This window comes from Nonomuraea sp. NPDC003560 (genome assembly GCF_042878785.1).
GTDB lineage: Bacteria > Actinomycetota > Actinomycetes > Streptosporangiales > Streptosporangiaceae > Nonomuraea.
Genome location: NZ_JBIAOF010000004.1, coordinates 184,957 through 201,735 on the forward strand (window position 1 = coordinate 184,957; position 16,779 = coordinate 201,735).

Here is a 16,779-nt window from a genome sequence, read left to right on the forward strand (position 1 = left end):
CGGATCAGGACGTGAGGGCGTCCAGGGTCCGCATGTCCTCGTCGGTCAGGGTGAGGTCGGCGGCGGCCAGGTTCTCCGCCAGATGGACGGCCGAGCCGGTGCCGGGCGTGGGCAGGACGACCGGGGAGCGGTGCAGCAGCCACGCCAGCGCCACCTGCCCGGACGTCGCGCCGTGCCGGGCGGCCACCCGCTCGATCGCCGCCCCCGTCCCGGACCACGCGGCGAGGGACCCGTTCCCGAGGGGGAACCAGGGCAGGAACGCGATGCCCAGTTCTTCGCAGCGCGCCAGCACGGGCTCGGACTCCCGGTCCAGCACGTTGAACCGGTTCTGCACCGACGCCGGCCGCAGGACGGTCAGCGCCTCGTCGAGCTGGTCCAGGGTGACGGTGTCGAGCCCGATGTGCCGGATCTTGCCCTCTTCGCGCAGTTCGGCCAGCGTGCCGAGCTGGTCGGCGAGCGGCACCGCGGGGTCGATGCGATGGAGCTGGTACAGGTCGATGGTGTCGGTGCGCAGACGGCGCAGGCTCGCCTCGCACATGGCGCGCAGATCCTCGGGGCGTCCGGCCGGGTGCCACTTGTCCGGACCGGTGCGGATCACGCCGCCCTTGGTGGCCAGCACCAGGTCGCCGGGGTACGGATGGAGGGCCTGGGCGATCAGCTCCTCGGCGATGTCCGGGCCGTAGTTGTCGGCGGTGTCGATGAGCGTGACGCCGCGGTCGACGGCCAGGCGGAGGAGCGCGACCGCCGCGCCGGGCGTGAGGCGCGGGCCCCAGTAGCCGGGGCCCGTGAGCTGGGCGGTGCCGTAGCCGAGGCGTCGCACCCGCAGCTCACCGGCGATCTCGAACGTCCTGCCCACCACCGCGCCCGCCCTTTCCCCGATGAAAGGGCCCATCGTACGGCCGCCTCACCGCCGGGACCGCCACCCCCTGACGGGGCGGCGCTCGTCCAGCAGTGACGACGGGTCGGGCTCCCGCCGGGACCGGGGAGCCTGGACCAGGAAGCCGGGACCAGGAAGCCGGGCATCCGACACTCCCAGGGCCGCCCCGGCCTGGTCTCAGACCGTGGCCACCACCGCGTAGCGCTCGTCGGTGATCTCCTTGCCCCACAATGCCGGGTCGGGCAGGGGATGCACCCGAAGGTCGCCGACCAGGGGACGGAGGGTCGTGGTCAGGTTGGCGGCGGTGACGCCGCCCATCCACGGGAAGTGCTCACCCGGCACGTAGTCGGACTGCCCGCCGGAGGTCTGCCAGCGGCCCTCGACCAGCACCAGCCGGCCGCCGGGGCGCAGCAGCGACACCCAACGGGCCAGCGCCGCCTCCGGATCGGGGATGGTCCACAGCAGGTGGCGGGCCAGCACGACGTCGAAGCGGCGGTCGCCGACGGGCGGGTCGGCCGCGTCTCCCGTCAGCACCGTGGCGCCGGTGGCGGCCAGCTTGGCCCGGGCCCGTTCGACCATGCGCGGGGCCAGGTCGACGGCGGTCAGACGATGGCCCTGGACGGCCAGCAGCAACGACAACGAGCCCGTGCCGCAGCCCAGGGCGAGCACGTCGAGCGGCCCGGCGGGCACCCACTCGGCCAGGCGCGCCGCCCAGGCGGCCCTGACGTCGGGGTCGCGGAGCCCGTGGTCGGCTTCGTCGTCGAAGGAGTCGGCGGCGGCGTCCCAGAAGCCTGCGATGGTCGTCATGAGTCGCATCCTGGCAGGCGCCGCCGACAGTTTCGGGCCGGCGTCCGTACGCCCCCACGCGCCGGGATCCCCGCCCCGGCGCGGCCCCCCTGACCCACCGGCCGTCCCGCGCGATCCCGGACGGGCAGCGCGAGGCGGCGTCGCGGGGAGGGCGGTCGCGGAGCAGGACGGTCGCGGCGCAGGACGGTCGTGGGGTGCGGGAACCTGGTGTACTGGTCTGACCAGTCGCTAGTGTTTCTCAGCATGACGGGATATGACGCGCTGTTCCGCCTCGACGGGCGGCGGGCCGTGGTGATCGGGGCCGGCAGCGGGATCGGCAGGGAGTCGGCGTTCGCCCTGGCCGCGCATGGGGCGTCCGTGGTGTGCGCGGACCGGGATCTGGCAGCCGCGGAGGAGACCGCCGCCGGGTGCGGGGGCACGGGCCGGCTGCTCGACGTGCTGGACCCCGACGCCGTCCGGGCGGCCGCCGCCGAGGAGCCGGCCGACGTGCTGGTGTTCACGGCGGCGACGAACGTGCGCAAGCGGCTGCTCGACTACTCCGGCGAGGAGTTCGACCGGGTGGTGGGGCTGAACCTGCGGGCCTCGTTCGACGTGGTGCGGGCCTTCGGCGCCGGGATGGTGCATCGAGGGCGCGGGTCGATCATCGGGTTCGCGTCGATCCGGGCGTCGGTGACCGAGCCGGGGCAGGGCGTCTACTCGGCCACGAAGGCGGGGCTGGTGCAGTTGCTGCGGACGGCGGCGGCCGAGTTCGGCCCGCACGGCGTGCGCGTCAACGCGATCGCGCCCGGCGTCGTGGAGACCCCGCTGACCCGGCAGATCAAGGACAACCCCGACTGGTACGCCGCGTACGCCGCCAAGAGCGCCCTCGGCCGGTGGGCCACCGCGCCCGAGATGGCCGGCGCGGTGGTCTACCTGGCCGGCGACGCGGCGAGCTTCGTGACGGGCTCGGTGTTGTACGTGGACGGCGGCTGGACCGCCGTGGACGGCCGTTTCGATCCACCCAATTAACTCGAATACTCCCGACCGGATGGGGCAGCAGGCACGGGTCCCATTGAAGGGAGGGACTCATGAGAACAGCACGGAGCCACTTAGCACCCGCGGGAATCGCGGCCGTGCTGGCGTTGACCGTGTCCGCCACGGCCCCCGCCGCGGCCCAGGCCGCCACCACCGTCCGGCCGGTGGCCGCGCCCGGCGCCGCAGCCGCCCCGTCCGTCCAGGCGTTCCACGCCTCGGGCCAGGACCGGGCGTACCTGCGGCAGGCGCACCGCGGCAATCTCGCCGAGATCGCGGCCGGGAAGGCCGCACTCCGCAGGTCGCACGACGAGGACGTGCGCGAGATCGCCTGGCGGCTGATCCGTGACCACCGCAAGCTCGACGCCCGGCTGCGCGAGGTCGCGCACCGGCTGCGCGTCAGCCTTCCTGACGCGCCGAGCGCCGCCCAGCGCGACGACCTGGACGCGGTGCTCGCCCGCCGTTCCGGTCACCGGTTCGACCGGGCGTGGCTGCGCCTGGAGGCCGGGGCGCACGAGCAGACGCTCACGCTGATCCGGCGCGAGCTGCGGGACGGTCACTCCGGCTGGGTGCGGGACCTGGCGCGCGACGGCGCCCCCGCGGTCCGGCACCACCTGCGCGAGATCCGCGCGGAACTCGACCGGCACACCCGCTGACCGGGCGTGCACCATCCCGCCCCGTGACCAGGACGTGAACCGTCCGACCGGGAACGCGAACCGGCTGACCAGGACGTGAACCGGCTGATCGGGACGGTGGTCGTCGCGGTCGCGGGCGTGATCCCCGGGCGGGGGCGCCCCCGCCCCCGCCCGGGTCAGGTCGCGGGACTCAGCCGCACCTGCACCGGCCGTCCGTGCACGGTCTCGAACTCCAGGACCGTGCGCGGCCCGGTGATCCTCGCCCGGCACGGCTGGCCGGCGTCCGCCCGCCACCGGCCGTCCAGGGTCACCCTCATGCGGTGCGGGTGGCTCGGGCCGGCCAGCCAGGGCCGCGACCACGGGCTGTAGTGCCCGACGTAGCGGCCCTTCTCGTACTGGTCGTGGTCGATCCCGCCGTAGAGGCGCAGGTCCGGATCGCATACCGCGATCACCAGCGTCTCCCCCTCCGTACGGACGAGCAGCATCGAAGGCGTGTCCACCTCGCGTACCAGACCTTCCAGACGGGTGCGCTCGAACACCACGTACCCGGTGATGCCGGTGTCCCGATCCCGTACGACGTGGGCCGCCGTGTCGGCGCGCAGCACCCGGTAAGGGGCGCTCGCCGCGTCCCCCATCGCGGCGGCGAAGCCGGCCATGCGCTCGGCCGTGGCGTTCACCACCATCGCGTACTCGTATGTCCCGTTCCGAGGGGCGGTGCCGTGCCTGATCCAGGCTGTGGCGAAGTCTCCGCTGGTGGGCTCTTCCGTGGCGTTGTTGCGGGAGGTCTGGGCCGAGCGGGTCAGGGCCACTTTCTGCCCGGGCGCCAGGTAGTAGCCGATGCCCTTGTCGTCGAGCAGCCAGCGCGGGCCGCCGTCGAGCGCCTGGTGGGGGAAGGCCGTGACCGCGGCGCCGTCCACCACGGTGGGCGCGGTCCTGGCCGGCAGCCGGGTCTGGAAGAGGGTGGTCTCCGTCTCGTCCGCGGTGTCGTCGTTGGTGATGCCGGTGCCGAGGGCCACGACGCGGTCGTCGAACAGGAACACCGACTTGCGGGCCCGGTGCGTGCCGTCGTACTTGGGGTGTCCGTGCAGGTCCATGGCGAACAGGGCGTTGCGTCCGTCGATGGTGCAGGCTCCGGCGAAACGGGAGTCGGTGAGGAGCATCTCCTCGATGGCCCCGGTGAGGTCGCCCTTGAGCTGGTCGAGCGGTTTGTGGATGACCGTGGTGCCGGGGCGGCGGTTCCAGTCCCAGCCGGGCTGGGCGTAGCCGCTGTCCTGGTTGGTGACGGGGTCGCCGCGGTGCAGGACCTGGATCTGGCCGTAGGTGTTGTAGCGGCCGTACCAGTTGGCGCCGACGTAGATCTCGGTGCTCCACAGGTAGCGGTTGTGCCCACGTACGGTGATCTGCCATTCGTCGCGGCGGTGCACGGCCAGCGCCGCGTAGTTGAGCGCCCAGGCGCCGGTCGGAGCCGGTTCCGGGGCGATGCCGCGCGCGGCGAGCCGGGCCGCGAGCTCCTTCTGCCGCGGCGTCGGGTTGCCGGGCAGCAGGCGCAGGAAGGCGGCGGCGATCTCATCGTCGATCGGGGCCAGCCACTCGAACGGCACGATCGACAGCGCGGTGGCGCCGCTGGGATTGCGGCCGCTGATCGAGATCGGCCAGTGGTTCTTGTTGGCGTAGACCCGCTGCGTGAGCAGCGCCTTGCGCAACCAGCCGGACGCCTCGGGCGAGATCGCGAACGAGCCGCCGTGCAGGACGTAGACCAGCGGCGCGAGCCCGGCGAAGCCGTCGCGGACGTAGTCGGGGAAGAAGCCGACGTGGTGGAAGGCGGTGCCGTCCACCTTGATGCCGTCCTGGATGCCGTCGGTGGGCAGGAGGGTGGCGTTCAGCCAGTCGCGCAGCGCCCGCAGGTACGCCACCTGCTGCGCCTCGCCGTCGCGCAGCAGCACGGCCGCCAGCATGCCGCGGACCGTGGTGTTGTAGAGGTCCATCATGCTGCCCCGGGCCATCCGGAAGCCGAAACCGCGGAAGATCCGGCCGAGTCCGCTCAGCCATTCCAGGTCCGCTCGTACCCGCTGCAACTCCCCCGCCTCGCGCAGGGCGTCCCGCATGAGGTAGGCGGAGTCGTACAGGCCGCGGACGTCGTAGCCGAGGTGGTGGATCGTGCCCTGGCAGCTGCCCTTCGTCCAGCCCTGTTCCCGCAGGTGGGCGACCATGCGCAGGTAGAGGGCGGCCAGCGCGGGACGTTCGGCGGGGGCGGCCTGGTGGGCCTGGGCGATCGTCTTCATCAGGTCGGTGCAGGCGCGCAGCGTGACCGGGTTCACGAACGCCTTGAGCTCGGCGGCGATCTCGGCCGGGTAGATCTGCGCCTGGTAGGCGTGCGTGGGACGGCCTTCCAGGGCGGCGACCTGCGCGGTCAGCCCCGGCACGTCCGGCTTGACCTGGGCGGTCAGGTACTCGTCGTGGTAGCGGGCGTGCAGGGCGCGCAGCGAGGCCAGCTCGGCGGCGGACGGCGGCGACAGGTCGGGCTCGACGGTGGCCAGCAGCCGGTCGAAGCGGTGGAGGGCCTGCCAGTGCTGGTTGTCGTACTCGTCGCCCTCGGGGGCGATGTCGGGGAGCTGGTGGTCGCGGCAGGGGGCGTCGGGACGCAGCGGCACGTTGAGCATGAGCTGGTCGAGGTGCAGGGTCCCGGCCCTGCGCGGGGCGACGATCCGCAGGGTGTCCATGTCGGGATGGGGCCGGCCGTGCATGTCGTAGGCGTACCGCACCCAGGCGGTACGCCACCCGCTGAACCCGAGCCGGAACTCGAACCACAGGTCGGTGCGCTCACCCCGCCCGAACTCGAACCGCAGCACGTCGTCCACCGGCTCGGCGTTGTGCACCCACACGCAGAACGCGTCCACCAGCCCCTGCCACGCCTGGTCGTCGCCGAGCCGGTAGGGGTCGGGCGCCCACCGCAGCGGCGCCCGCACGGTGATCACGTCACGGCTCGCGTGCTCCCAGCGCAGCGACCGCGTCCCGCACACGGCGACCCGGTCGCTGATCGACAACGTGGAGCCGGGCCCGGCGGCGAAGTGCGGCGGGACGGCGCTCTCCAGCAGGAACACCGGCGGGTCCATCGCCATGGCCCGCTGCTCCAGCCCTTCGGCGGCCACTCCCCCGGCGGCCGGTCCTCCCACCAGGCCGGACGCCGCCAGTGCCGCCGTCCCCGGGCCGCCGCCCGCGAGGAAAGCGCTTGCCGCACCCGCCTTGAACACCGTTCTGCGCGTGATCTCCACCATGCGCGCCATCCAACGCGACCGCTGCGGCAAGGTAAAGACATCTGGTCAAACCGTTACCCTCATCGGAGGGAGCAGAGGCTCACGTCCCCGTCACCGCCGCCGTAGTCCGAAGGGTCGGCGCCGTCGGTGTAGTGGTCCCAGTCCGCCCTCCTCAAGATCTGCGGGCCGTGGTCGCACAGGTCCTGCTCAGGGTCGGTGACCACCTGCCGCAGGTCGTGCAGGTCCCAGAGGGAGAAGGTGGCGCTGTCGGGGGCGGCCAGCAGGGCGCTGCGGGCGCCGTCGCTCAACGCCACCCCCCTGACCTCCGACGGGTACCCGCGCAGCCCGCCCAGCCGGACGGGCCGGGAAGGCACGGACAGGTCCCAGAGCGATCCGCTGCCGTTGGAGCCCGCCAGGAGAGCGGTCCCGCCGTCGGGTGTGAGGGCCACGTCGAGCATGTCCGCCGGTGGCATCCCGATGACGGCGGTCCGGACCGGGCGGGCCGGGTCGGCGAGCGTCCAGAGCTCCGCCTGGCTCCGCCAGTCGGCCCCCGGGTCGCGCCGCGCGACGACGAGGACGCGTCCGTCGCCGCTCAGGGCGGCGGCCGTGCCGGTGTAGATGGCCGGGGTCAGCTCGGCGGCCTTCACCGGGTGCGCCGGGTCCGCCAGGTTCCAGATCGTCACCGGGCCCCCGTCGGTCGTGGTGACCGCCGTCCTGCCGTCGCCGCTGAGGTCGAGGTCCTCCGTCCGGGAGTCGTGGACGGCCGTGACCGAGCGCCGGACCGGGTGGTCGCCTACGGTCAGGTCCCACACGAGCAGGTTCCCGGCGAAGTCGGCGACCGCGGCGACCCGGCCGTCCCGGCTCACCGCCACGGCCTGGACGTCGTCGAGCGGCCCCTTCGCCGCCACGCCCGGCAACGTCGCCCGGCGGGCCGGGCGGGCGGGATCGGTGAGGTCCCACACGGTCGTGGCGCCGTCGTCGCCGCCGGTCAGAGCGGTGCGGCCGTCGTGGGAGAGCGCCGGCGCCGCGCCCTCGGGCCCGTCCAGCGTGACCGATTTCCCGGAGCCGAGCTCCCAGACCTCGGCCTTGCCGTTCCCGGCGACCAGGCCGACGCGTCCGTCGCCGCTCAGCTCGGCGTGCCAGGCGCCGCCGGGGCCGCGGGGACGGAGGTCGTCCCTGCGCCACAGCAGGAGGGTGTCGGTCAGCCCGGCGCAGGTCTGGTCGTCGGCGTGCACGCCCACAGCGGCCAGGCCGAGGTCGCGAGCCCTGACCGGATCGTCGCCGCGCAGCTCGGCGGCGTGCAGCGCGAGCCCGTGGGCCAGCGCGACGCGCTCCCGGTCCCGTGCCTGCCCGTGCTCAAGCCACCAGGCCGTGCCGGCGCAGGCCAGGGCGACGGCCAGGAGGGCGGCGAGCACGGGCAGGGCCCTGCCGCGGCGCGCTCGCGGGACAACCGCCGGCTCGTCCGTCCGAATAGCCAAGGCACGCGCCTCCTCGCCGTTTGGGCGCCACCCTACAGCGGCCGTCAGGGGCGGATGATCGCCATTCTGGTCACCGTCATTTCCTCCATGGCGAAGCGCGGGCCCTCGCGGCCGCTGCCCGAGTCCTTGACGCCGCCGTACGGCATGTTGTCGGCGCGGAAGCCGGGCACCTCGTTCACCACCACGCCGCCGGTCTGGATGCGTTCGATCGCGGTGAAGGCGGTGGCCAGCGAGCGGGTGTAGACGGAGGCGTGCAGGCCGTACCGGGAGCGGTTGACGGCCTCGAAGGCGGCGTCGAGGTCCGGCACCCCGCGGACGCACACCACCGGGCCGAAGATCTCCTCGTCCCACGCGGCGGCGCCGTCGGGCACGCCGGACAGCACGGTCGGCGCGATCGCCCGGCCCTCGCGCACCCCGCCGGCGACCACCTCGGCGCCCGAGTCGCCGATCCACTCAAGGACGCGGTCGGTGGCGGCGGCGTCGATCAGCGGGGCCACGCGGGTCCCGGGCAGGCGCGGGTCGCCGACGGCGACGTCCTTGACGCGGGCGGCCAGCAGCGCCAGGAACTCCGCCCGTACGGGCTCCTCCACCAGCACCCGCTGCACCGCGATGCACGCCTGCCCGGAGGCGTAGTAGCCGCCGCGCACGACGGCGTCGGCGGCGGCCGCCAGGTCGGCGTCGGCGGCGACCACGAGGGCGGCGTTGGAGCCGAGTTCGAGCAGCACCTTGGTGGGGGCGGCGGCGCGGGCGATGGCGTGCCCGGCGGCGGCCGAGCCGGTGAAGGAGACCGCGCCGATCCGCCGGTCCTCGACCAGCGTGCGGCCGACCTCGACGTCCCCGGTGACGAGCTGGACGCCGGCGGGCGGCAGGCCGCCCTCGCGGAGCAGGTGCACCAGCCGGAGCGTGGCCAGGGGCGTCGCCGGGGCGGGCTTGACGATCACCGGGCAGCCGGCCGCGACCGCCGGGGCGATCTTGTGGGCGGCCAGGAGCAGCGGGTAGTTGTAGCCGGTGATCCCGACGACGACGCCGATCGGCCGCCGCGTCCAGAACCCGATCAGCCCCTCCCCCGACGGCAGCAGGTCCAGCGGGACGGTCTCGCCGTGCAGCCGGGCGACCTCCTCGGCGGCCGTGGCGAGGGTGAGCAGCGTCCTGGCCACCTCGACCCGGCAGTCGACCAGCGGCTTGCCGGTCTCCAGGACCAGCAGCCGCTCGAACTCCTCGCGGCGGGCGGCGAGCGCGTCGTGCGCGGCCATGAGCGCGGCGCGGCGGGCGTGCGAGGGCAGCGCGGCCATGGCGGGCGCGACGGCCAGCGCCGCCTCCAGGGCGCGGGCGGCGTGGGCGGGGGTGCCCAGCGGGGCGCGGGCCACCACCGAGCCGTCGTAGGGGAAGATCACCTCGGTGGTGTCCTCGGTGGCGGCCCATCCGTCTCCGATGGGCAGGCCGTCCGGCCAGGTCATCTGTCTCCCCCTAGGACGCTCGGGAACACGTCGAGGTACGCGGGCGCGTCCTCGCGGCCGGTGGCGGCGAGCATGGCGTGGGCCACGGCCCGGCTGAACACGTCGGCCGCGGCGGCCAGGACGTCCTGGAGCCCGTCGGGGCCGGGGGCCGGGCGGGCGCAGGCGGCCAGGCCGAAGACGGTGTCGCCGTCGACCATGGTGTGGGCCGGCCGGATGGCTCTGGCCAGGCCGTCGTGGGCCACCCCGGCCAGCTTGCCGCACTGGGCCTTGGTGAGGGTGAGGTCGGTGGCCACCACGCCGATGGTGGTGTTGAACGAGGTGACCTTGTCCGGCTGCCATGCCCCGGCCTCGTCGGGGTCCGGGCGGCGCAGGTGGCCGAACTCGCCCGGCAGGCCGTAGCGGACGCCGGCGAGGGTGGCGCCCGCGGGGTCGAGCACGGACCCGGCGGCGTTGACGACGGCCAGGGCGGCCACCGTGACGCCGCCGGGCAGGACGGCGCTGGCCGTCCCGACGCCGCCGGCCAGGCCGCCCGCCATCGCCCCGGCCCCGGCTCCGATGGACCCGCTGGCCGTGGGAGGCGCGGTGGCGTGCCGGGCCGCGCCGCCGCGGCGGGGCGGGGGTGCGGGGAAGGGCGGTTCGTGCGCCGGAGCGCGGGCGGCGGCGTAGGCGGCGGCGCCGAGGGCGGCGTCGGGGGTGGCGCGGAAGTCGCCGCCGCGCCCGAGGTCGTAGATGACGGCCGCCGGGACGATGGGCACCACGCCGCCCGCCACCGGGAAGCCGATGCCCGCGTCGGCCAGCTCGTCCATCACCCCGCACGCCGCGCTCAGCCCGTACGCGCTGCCGCCCGACAGCACGACGGCGTGCACGCGCTCGACCAGGTTGCGCGGATCGAGCAACTCGGTCTCGCGGGTGCCGGGAGCGGCGCCGCGCACGTCGACGCCGGCCACCACGCCCTCCGGCGGCGCCAGCACCACGGTCGTGCCCGTGCGGTAGCCGCCGCCCACCCGGTGCGCGTGCCCGACGCGCAGCCCGGCGACGTCCACCAGCGAGTTCGTCGGCCCGGGACGCATGCCGGGGGCGGGTTCGGCGAGCATCAGAAGTCCCGGTGCAGGAAGCGCCGCGCCGCCTCGGCGAACACCCGGGTGCACCGGACGATCTCGGCGACCTCGACGTACTCGTCCGCCTGGTGGGCGATCCACTTGCCGCCGGGGCCGTACACGACCGAGGGGACGCCGCCCCAGTGGGTCAGCACGGTCCCGTCCGTCGAGCCCGGCACGCCGCCGTAGACCGGCTCCTCCCCCGTCACCGTACGGTGGGCCGCCGCCAGCGCGGCCACCACCGGGTCGGTCACCGGCACGTCCACCGGCGGCCGGTCCACCAGGACCGACACCGACGCCTCGATCCCGTCCCCGGCCGCGGCGAGGGCGGCCACCCGGTCGGCCACCACCTTGTGCTCCAGCCCGGGGATCGTGCGCACGTCGACGAAGACGGACGCCGTGGCGGGGATGACGTTGACCTGCTCCTCGCTGCCCGCCCGGACCACGGTCGGGGTGACGTACACCTCGCCGAGGTGCTCGTGGGCCGGATGCCGTTCCTGGAGCTCCCGCTGGAGGCCGCTCAGGGCGACCAGCAGCGTGCCGACCGCCTGGACGGGGTTGCGGCCGTGCTGCGGCATCGCGCCGTGGGCCATCTTGCCGGTGAGGTCGACGCGCAGCCGCAGCGCGCCCTTGGCCACCGCGCAGATCTCCCCGGCCTCGGGCTCGGCGACGATCGCGCCGTCCACGCCGTCGGCCAGGCCGGAGGCGACGAAGTGGTGGGCGCCGATCATCAGGCCCTCCTCGTCGGCGAGCGCGCACACCTTGATCCGGCCGGGGAACGGGCCGGCGAGCTGGAGCGCGCGGGTGGCGTAGAGGGTGGCGGCCAGGCCGGACTTCATGTCGGCGCTGCCCCGGCCCCACAGCCGCCCGTCGCGGATCTCGCCGCCGAACGGGTCGACGGTCCAGGTGGACAGGTCGCCCTCGGTCACGACGTCGGTGTGGCCCTCGAACATCAGCGTCGGCCCGTCGCCGCCGCCGCCCTCGACCACCGCGACGACGTTGGGCCGCCCGGCGGCGGCCTCGCTCACGACCGGGTCCCAGCCCCACTCCCGCATCCTGGCCTCGACCAGCTCGGCGGCGGGCCGCTCGGTGCGCCCGCGCGCGGGGTCGTTGGTGCTGGGGATGCGCACCAGGGCCTGCGTGAACTCCACGACTCCCCGCTCGTCGACCTCGATCACAACAATCCCTCCAGGGTCGGTACGGCCTGCAGCAGGTCACGCGTGTAGGGGTGGCTCGGCGCGGCCCAGACGTCGTCCACCGGGCCGGTCTCGACGATCTCGCCGCCGCTCATGACGGCCACGGTCTCGCACACGTGCCGGACCACCGACAGGTCGTGCGAGACGAACACGAGCGTGAGGCCCAGCTCGTCCACCAGGTCGGCGAGCAGGTTGAGGATCTGGCCGCGGACGGACACGTCGAGGGCGCTGACGGGCTCGTCGGCGACCAGCACCTTCGGCCGGGGCGCGAGCGCGCGGGCGATGGCGATGCGCTGCCGCTGACCGCCGGAGAACTGATGGGGGTAGCGGTCGGCGGCCGAGGCGGGCAGGCCGACCTCCGCCAGCAGCTCGGCCACCCGGCCGCCGACCGGCAGGCCGAGCGCGACCAGCGGCTCGGCCACCAGGTCCCGCACGCGCATGCGCGGGTCGAGCGAGCTCATCGGGTCCTGGAAGACGATCTGCAGGTTCTCCCGCAGGAAGCGCAGCCGCCGCTCCGGCAGGCCGGTGATCTCCCGCCCGTCGAAGACGACGGACCCGCCGGTGGGCCGGTCGAGGCCGCACAGCAGGCGCAGCAGCGTGGACTTGCCGGAGCCGGACTCGCCGACGATGCCGAACCGCTCGCCGCGGCGGACGGTCAGCGACACCTCCCGCAGGGCGTGGACGGGCGCGCCCGGCCTGGTGAGCGAGGTGCGCGGGCGGTGGTAGACGCGGCTGAGACGGCGCGCCTCGATCAGCACGTCGCCAGAGGGCTCATTCGGTGGGGTGCCAGCATGCGTGGGCATGGCCGTCTCCTGTCAGCGCCGGCGGGGTCTCGCACCGCGGGGTGGCGTGCGGGCAGCGGTTGCGGAACACGCAGCCCTCGGGGAAGGCGCCCGCGGGCGGCACGCTGCCCTTGATGGTCGGCAGCCTGGTGCCGCGCGGCGTGAGCCGGGAGGCGGCCAGCAGGCCCTCGGTGTAACGGTGGCGGGGGCGGGTGAAGACCTCGCGGATGGGCCCGGTCTCGACGACGCGGCCGCCGTACATGACGATCACCCGCTCGCAGACGGAGGCCACCACCGCCAGGTCGTGGGTGATGAACAGCAGCGCGGGGGCGACCTCGGCGATCAGCTCCAGCATCTGCTTCTGCACGGTGACGTCGAGCGCGGTGGTCGGCTCGTCGCAGACGAGCAGCCCCGGCTCGTTGGCCAGGGCGATGGCGAGCATGACGCGCTGCCGCTGGCCGCCGGAGAGCTGGTGGGGATAGGCGCGGGCGATCTGCCCGGGTTCGGGGAGCCGGACGCGGTCCAGCAGGGCGAGCGCGCGCCGCCCGGCCTCGGCGCGGGGGACGCCGTGCAGGGTCATGGCCTCGGCGACCTGCGCGCCGACGCGCATGAGCGGGTTGAGCGCGGTCATCGGCTCCTGGAAGACCATGGACACCTCGCGCCCGCGCAGGTCCTTCAGCCGCTTCTCGGGCACGCCGACCAGGTCGCGTCCCCCGAGCCTGGCCGTGCCGGCGGCGGTGACGCCCTCGGGCAGCAGGCCCATGAGCGACAGCGCGGTCAGCGACTTGCCGGACCCGGACTCGCCGATCAGCCCGACCCGCTCGCCGGGCCCGATCGCGAACGACACGTCGTGCACGAGCCCCACCGCGCCGGCACGTACGCAAAGCCCCTCAACCGTCAGCACGGACCCTCCTGAGCTTCGGATCGAGGTGGTCGCGCAGCCCGTCGCCGAGCAGGTTGAACCCGAGGACGGCGAGCGCGATCGCCAGGCCCGGCCACAGCGCGAGACGCGGGGTGGAGAACAGCAGCTCCTGCGACTCCTGCAACATCCGCCCCCAGGACGGGGTCGGCGGCCGGGTGCCGAACCCGAGGAACGACAGCGCCGCCTCGGCCAGGATCGCGATCGCGAACGACACCGACGCCTGCACGATCAGCACGGACCCGATGTTCGGCAGCACGTGCCGCACGGCGATCGCGCCCCGGCGGCGGCCCGCGGCGCGCGCGGCCAGGATGTAGTCGGTCACCATGACCTGGAGCGTCGCGGCGCGGGCCACCCGCGCGAACGCGGGCACGGTGGCCACCCCGATCGCGATCATCGCGGTGAGCGTGCCGGCTCCGTAGACCGCGCCCAGCATGACGGCCAGCAGCAGCGCGGGGAAGGCGAACACCAGGTCGTTGACCCGCATGATCAGCTCCGACAGCCAGCCGCGCGGCGTCATCCCGGCGACCACGCCGAGCGGCACGCCGAGGACGGCGGCGATCCCGACGGCCACCACGCCGACGTAGAGGGTGGTGCGCGCGCCGACCATGAGCTGGCTGAGGGTGTCGCGGCCGAACTTGTCGGCGCCCAGCAGGTAGCCGCCGCCGGGGTCGCGCAGCTTGCGGGCGGCGTCGACGAGGGTCGGGTCGTGCGGCGTCCAGACGAACGAGACCAGCGCGGCCAGCGTCACCAGCCCGACCAGCGCGCCGCCGGTCAGCAGCGCGGCGTTCGCCCGGCCCTTCATCGCAGCCTCGGGTCGAGCAGGCGGTAGGCGACGTCCACCACGAAGTTGATCAGCAGGACCGCGGCCACCAGCACCATCACCACACCCTGGACGAGCAGCAGGTCGCGCCCGGCGACGCCGTTGAGCAGCAGGTCGCCGAGCCCGGGCAGCACGAAGACCCGCTCGACGACGACCGCCCCGACCAGCAGGGTGGCCAGTTGCAGGCCGAGCACGGTGACCACGGGGATCGAGGCGTTGCGCAGGCCGTGCCGCCACAGGGCGCCGGTGCTGCCGTGGCCCTTGGCGCGGGCGGTGCGCAGGTAGTCCTCGCGCATGACGTCGAGGACGGCGCTGCGCACGTAGCGGGTGAGCACGGCGCCCTGGACGAGCCCGAGCGACAACCACGGCAGCAGCAGCGAGCGCAGCCACTCCTGCGGGCTGTCGGCGATCGGGACGTACCCGCCGGAGGGCAGGGCCTGGGCCTTCACCGCGAACACGAACACCAGCAGGATGCCCGCCAGGAAGGCGGGGACGGCGATGCCGAGCTGGCTGGCCGCGCTGATCGCCGCGCCGAGCGGGTTGCGGTGGTGCACGGCGGCGAACGTGCCGAGCGGCACCGCGACGGCCAGCGCCAGCACCATGCCGCCCAGCACCAGCACGGCCGTCACGCCGAGCCGCTCGCCGATCTGCGGGCCGATGGGCGAGCTGGTGACGTAGGAGACGCCGAAGTCGCCGTGGGCCAGCCCGCCGATCCAGTCGAGGAACTGCACGGCCGGCGGGCGGTCGGTGCCGAACTGGCGGCGCAGCGCGGCGACCGCGTCGGGGGTGGCGTTGACGCCGAGCGCGATCTCGGCCGGGTCGCCGGGCAGCAGCGCCATGAACGCGAACACCGCGACGGCGGCGACGGCGGCGCTCACGATCAGCACCGCCAGCCGTTTGAGCAGGTAGAGCGTCACTGCTTGGCGAGACCGGTGAAGTCGAAGGACTCCGCGATGGCGTTCTTCGGCAGCCCGGTGACGCCCTTCTTCGCCACGATCAGGTTGGGGAACAGGAACAGCCAGTCGGCGGCGGCGTCGTCGGAGAGCAGCTTGGCGGCCTTCTTCAGGTCGTCGGTCTGCTGCTGCTCGGTGCCGGCGTCGGCGGAGGCGAGGAGTTTGCCGAACTCGGGGTTGTCATAGTGGAAGTAATACGATTTATCGGCAAAAATCCCCATGTCGCGGGGCTCGACGTGGTTGATGATGGACAGGTCGTAGTCGCCCTGCTTGAACACCACGTCCAGCCAGCGGGCCGGGAACTCCAGCGGCTCGATGTCGGCCGTGATGCCCACCTGGGCCAGCTGCGACTTCACGACCTGCGCGCCGGCCACCGCGTACGGCAGGTTGGGGATGCGCATCTTGACCGTCAGCGTCCTGCCGCCCAGCAGTTCCTTGGCCTTGGCCGGGTCGTGGGGGTAGTCGCCGGTGCGGTCCTCGTACCAGGGGTCGGTGGGCGGCACCATCGAGCCGATGAGCTGGCCGCGCCCAGCCCACGCGGTGTCCAGCAGCGCCTTGTGGTCGATGGCGTACCGGACGGCCTGGCGGGCCTTGACGTCGTCGAACGGCGGCCGGGCGTTGTTCATCGACAGCACGACCTCGCCGTTGGTGGTGCCCTCGACCGTCTGGAACCGGTTCGGATCGGCGAACTGCTGCAGCGACTCGGGGGCCTGCACGGCGGAGATGACATCGATGCCGCCGGTCAGCAGCGCGTTGTTCATCGCCGTCGCGTCCTTGAAGTACTTCAGCGTGATCGCCGACAGCGCCGGCTTGGCGCCCCAGTACGAGGGGTTGGCGGCGAGCTGGATCGACTCGCCGCGCTTCCACGCCCCGAGCGTGTACGGCCCGGTGCCGACGGGCTTGTTGGCCAGGTCGGCCACGCCGGTGCGGCTGAACATGGCGCCGAGGCGGGTGGCCAGGGCGTAGAGGAAGCCGTTGCTCGGCCGCTTGAGGGTGACGACGGCGGTGGCGTCGTCGGACTTGGTCACCTTGTCGATGACGTCGAGCTGGGCCTTGATCTTGAGCTTCCAGTCACTCTTGACCCGGTCGAGCGAGAACACCACGTCGTCGGCCGTGAACGGCGCCCCGCTGCTGAACGTGACGCCCTTGCGCAGGGTGAAGGTGTAGGTCTTCCGGTCGTCGGAGACCGACCACTTCTCGGCCAGCAGCGGCTTGATCGAGCCGTCCTGGTCGAGCTTGACGAGGCCCTCGTAGACGTTGACCAGCAACGCCTGCGGGATGGCCGCGCCCTCGGTGGCGGTGAAGTCGAGGTTGGCCGGCTCGGCCACGAACCCTACGGACAGGGACTGGGCCTTGGGGGTGCCCGCGGTGCCGGAACCGCCCGAGCCGGAACCGCCGCCACAGGCGGCTGTGACCAGCAGGAGACCGCCCACGGCGATCCAGATTCCGATTCGCCTCATGTCTTACAGCCTCCTGGCTAGTGCACTGGT

The 16,779-nt window shown here is 74.0% G+C and carries 14 protein-coding genes; 2 read left to right on the top strand and 12 right to left on the bottom strand.

Going from position 1 to position 16,779, the window contains the following annotated elements:
• Window positions 1–4 precede the first annotated feature (4 nt).
• Together ACFYUV_RS17090 and ACFYUV_RS17095 are read right to left on the bottom strand one after the other, a co-directional pair.
• Window positions 5–892: an aldo/keto reductase gene (locus ACFYUV_RS17090; RefSeq protein ID WP_387669488.1), complete on the bottom strand. Its 888-nt coding sequence runs from the start codon at window positions 890–892 to the stop codon at window positions 5–7.
• A 162-nt stretch (window positions 893–1,054) separates the two neighbouring features.
• Entirely contained in the window at window positions 1,055–1,684 is a 630-nt protein-coding gene (locus tag ACFYUV_RS17095) for a class I SAM-dependent methyltransferase (protein ID WP_387669490.1), read from the bottom strand.
• A gap of 243 nt (window positions 1,685–1,927) precedes the next feature.
• Between ACFYUV_RS17095 and ACFYUV_RS17100 the strand changes: the two genes are divergently transcribed.
• The gene (locus ACFYUV_RS17100) at window positions 1,928–2,692 is read left to right on the top strand and encodes an SDR family NAD(P)-dependent oxidoreductase (RefSeq protein WP_387669492.1); all 765 of its coding nucleotides are present in this window, start codon (window positions 1,928–1,930) and stop codon (window positions 2,690–2,692) included.
• Between the two features lie 104 nt (window positions 2,693–2,796).
• Window positions 2,797–3,351 (top strand): DUF4142 domain-containing protein, encoded by a 555-nt coding sequence (locus ACFYUV_RS17105; RefSeq protein ID WP_387669494.1) that lies wholly within the window; start codon window positions 2,797–2,799, stop codon window positions 3,349–3,351.
• A gap of 155 nt (window positions 3,352–3,506) precedes the next feature.
• Here the strand turns inward: ACFYUV_RS17105 and ACFYUV_RS17110 are convergent, their stop codons facing one another.
• Genes ACFYUV_RS17110 through ACFYUV_RS17155 form a run of 10 tightly spaced genes read right to left on the bottom strand, consistent with a single transcriptional unit; the run spans window position 3,507 to window position 16,749 of the window.
• Window positions 3,507–6,605, bottom strand: a complete 3,099-nt coding sequence (locus ACFYUV_RS17110) for a chondroitinase family polysaccharide lyase (protein WP_387669495.1) — start codon at window positions 6,603–6,605, stop codon at window positions 3,507–3,509.
• Window positions 6,606–6,664: 59 nt separating this feature from the next.
• Window positions 6,665–8,062 (bottom strand): WD40 repeat domain-containing protein, encoded by a 1,398-nt coding sequence (locus ACFYUV_RS17115; RefSeq protein WP_387669497.1) that lies wholly within the window; start codon window positions 8,060–8,062, stop codon window positions 6,665–6,667.
• Window positions 8,063–8,106: 44 nt separating this feature from the next.
• Window positions 8,107–9,519, bottom strand: coding sequence for an aldehyde dehydrogenase family protein (locus ACFYUV_RS17120; RefSeq protein ID WP_387669498.1), 1,413 nt, complete (start codon window positions 9,517–9,519; stop codon window positions 8,107–8,109).
• A complete protein-coding gene (locus ACFYUV_RS17125) occupies window positions 9,516–10,613 on the bottom strand; it encodes a P1 family peptidase (protein WP_387669500.1) in 1,098 nt (365 codons plus the stop codon). The genes ACFYUV_RS17120 and ACFYUV_RS17125 overlap by 4 nt, the downstream gene beginning before the upstream one ends.
• Window positions 10,613–11,794: a M20 family metallopeptidase gene (locus tag ACFYUV_RS17130; protein WP_358286198.1), complete on the bottom strand. Its 1,182-nt coding sequence runs from the start codon at window positions 11,792–11,794 to the stop codon at window positions 10,613–10,615. The genes ACFYUV_RS17125 and ACFYUV_RS17130 overlap by 1 nt, the downstream gene beginning before the upstream one ends.
• On the bottom strand, window positions 11,791–12,615 hold the full coding sequence (locus tag ACFYUV_RS17135) for an ATP-binding cassette domain-containing protein (RefSeq protein ID WP_387669502.1): 825 nt from the start codon (window positions 12,613–12,615) through the stop codon (window positions 11,791–11,793). The genes ACFYUV_RS17130 and ACFYUV_RS17135 overlap by 4 nt, the downstream gene beginning before the upstream one ends.
• On the bottom strand, window positions 12,584–13,498 hold the full coding sequence (locus ACFYUV_RS17140) for an ABC transporter ATP-binding protein (protein WP_387669504.1): 915 nt from the start codon (window positions 13,496–13,498) through the stop codon (window positions 12,584–12,586). Before ACFYUV_RS17140 ends, ACFYUV_RS17135 begins: the two co-directional genes overlap by 32 nt.
• Window positions 13,485–14,318: an ABC transporter permease gene (locus ACFYUV_RS17145; RefSeq protein WP_387669505.1), complete on the bottom strand. Its 834-nt coding sequence runs from the start codon at window positions 14,316–14,318 to the stop codon at window positions 13,485–13,487. Before ACFYUV_RS17145 ends, ACFYUV_RS17140 begins: the two co-directional genes overlap by 14 nt.
• Window positions 14,315–15,253: an ABC transporter permease gene (locus ACFYUV_RS17150; RefSeq protein ID WP_387669507.1), complete on the bottom strand. Its 939-nt coding sequence runs from the start codon at window positions 15,251–15,253 to the stop codon at window positions 14,315–14,317. The genes ACFYUV_RS17145 and ACFYUV_RS17150 overlap by 4 nt, the downstream gene beginning before the upstream one ends.
• Complete coding sequence (locus ACFYUV_RS17155; protein ID WP_387669508.1) at window positions 15,250–16,749, bottom strand: ABC transporter substrate-binding protein; 1,500 nt, start codon at window positions 16,747–16,749, stop codon at window positions 15,250–15,252. The genes ACFYUV_RS17150 and ACFYUV_RS17155 overlap by 4 nt, the downstream gene beginning before the upstream one ends.
• Between the last annotated feature and the right edge of the window lie 30 nt (window positions 16,750–16,779).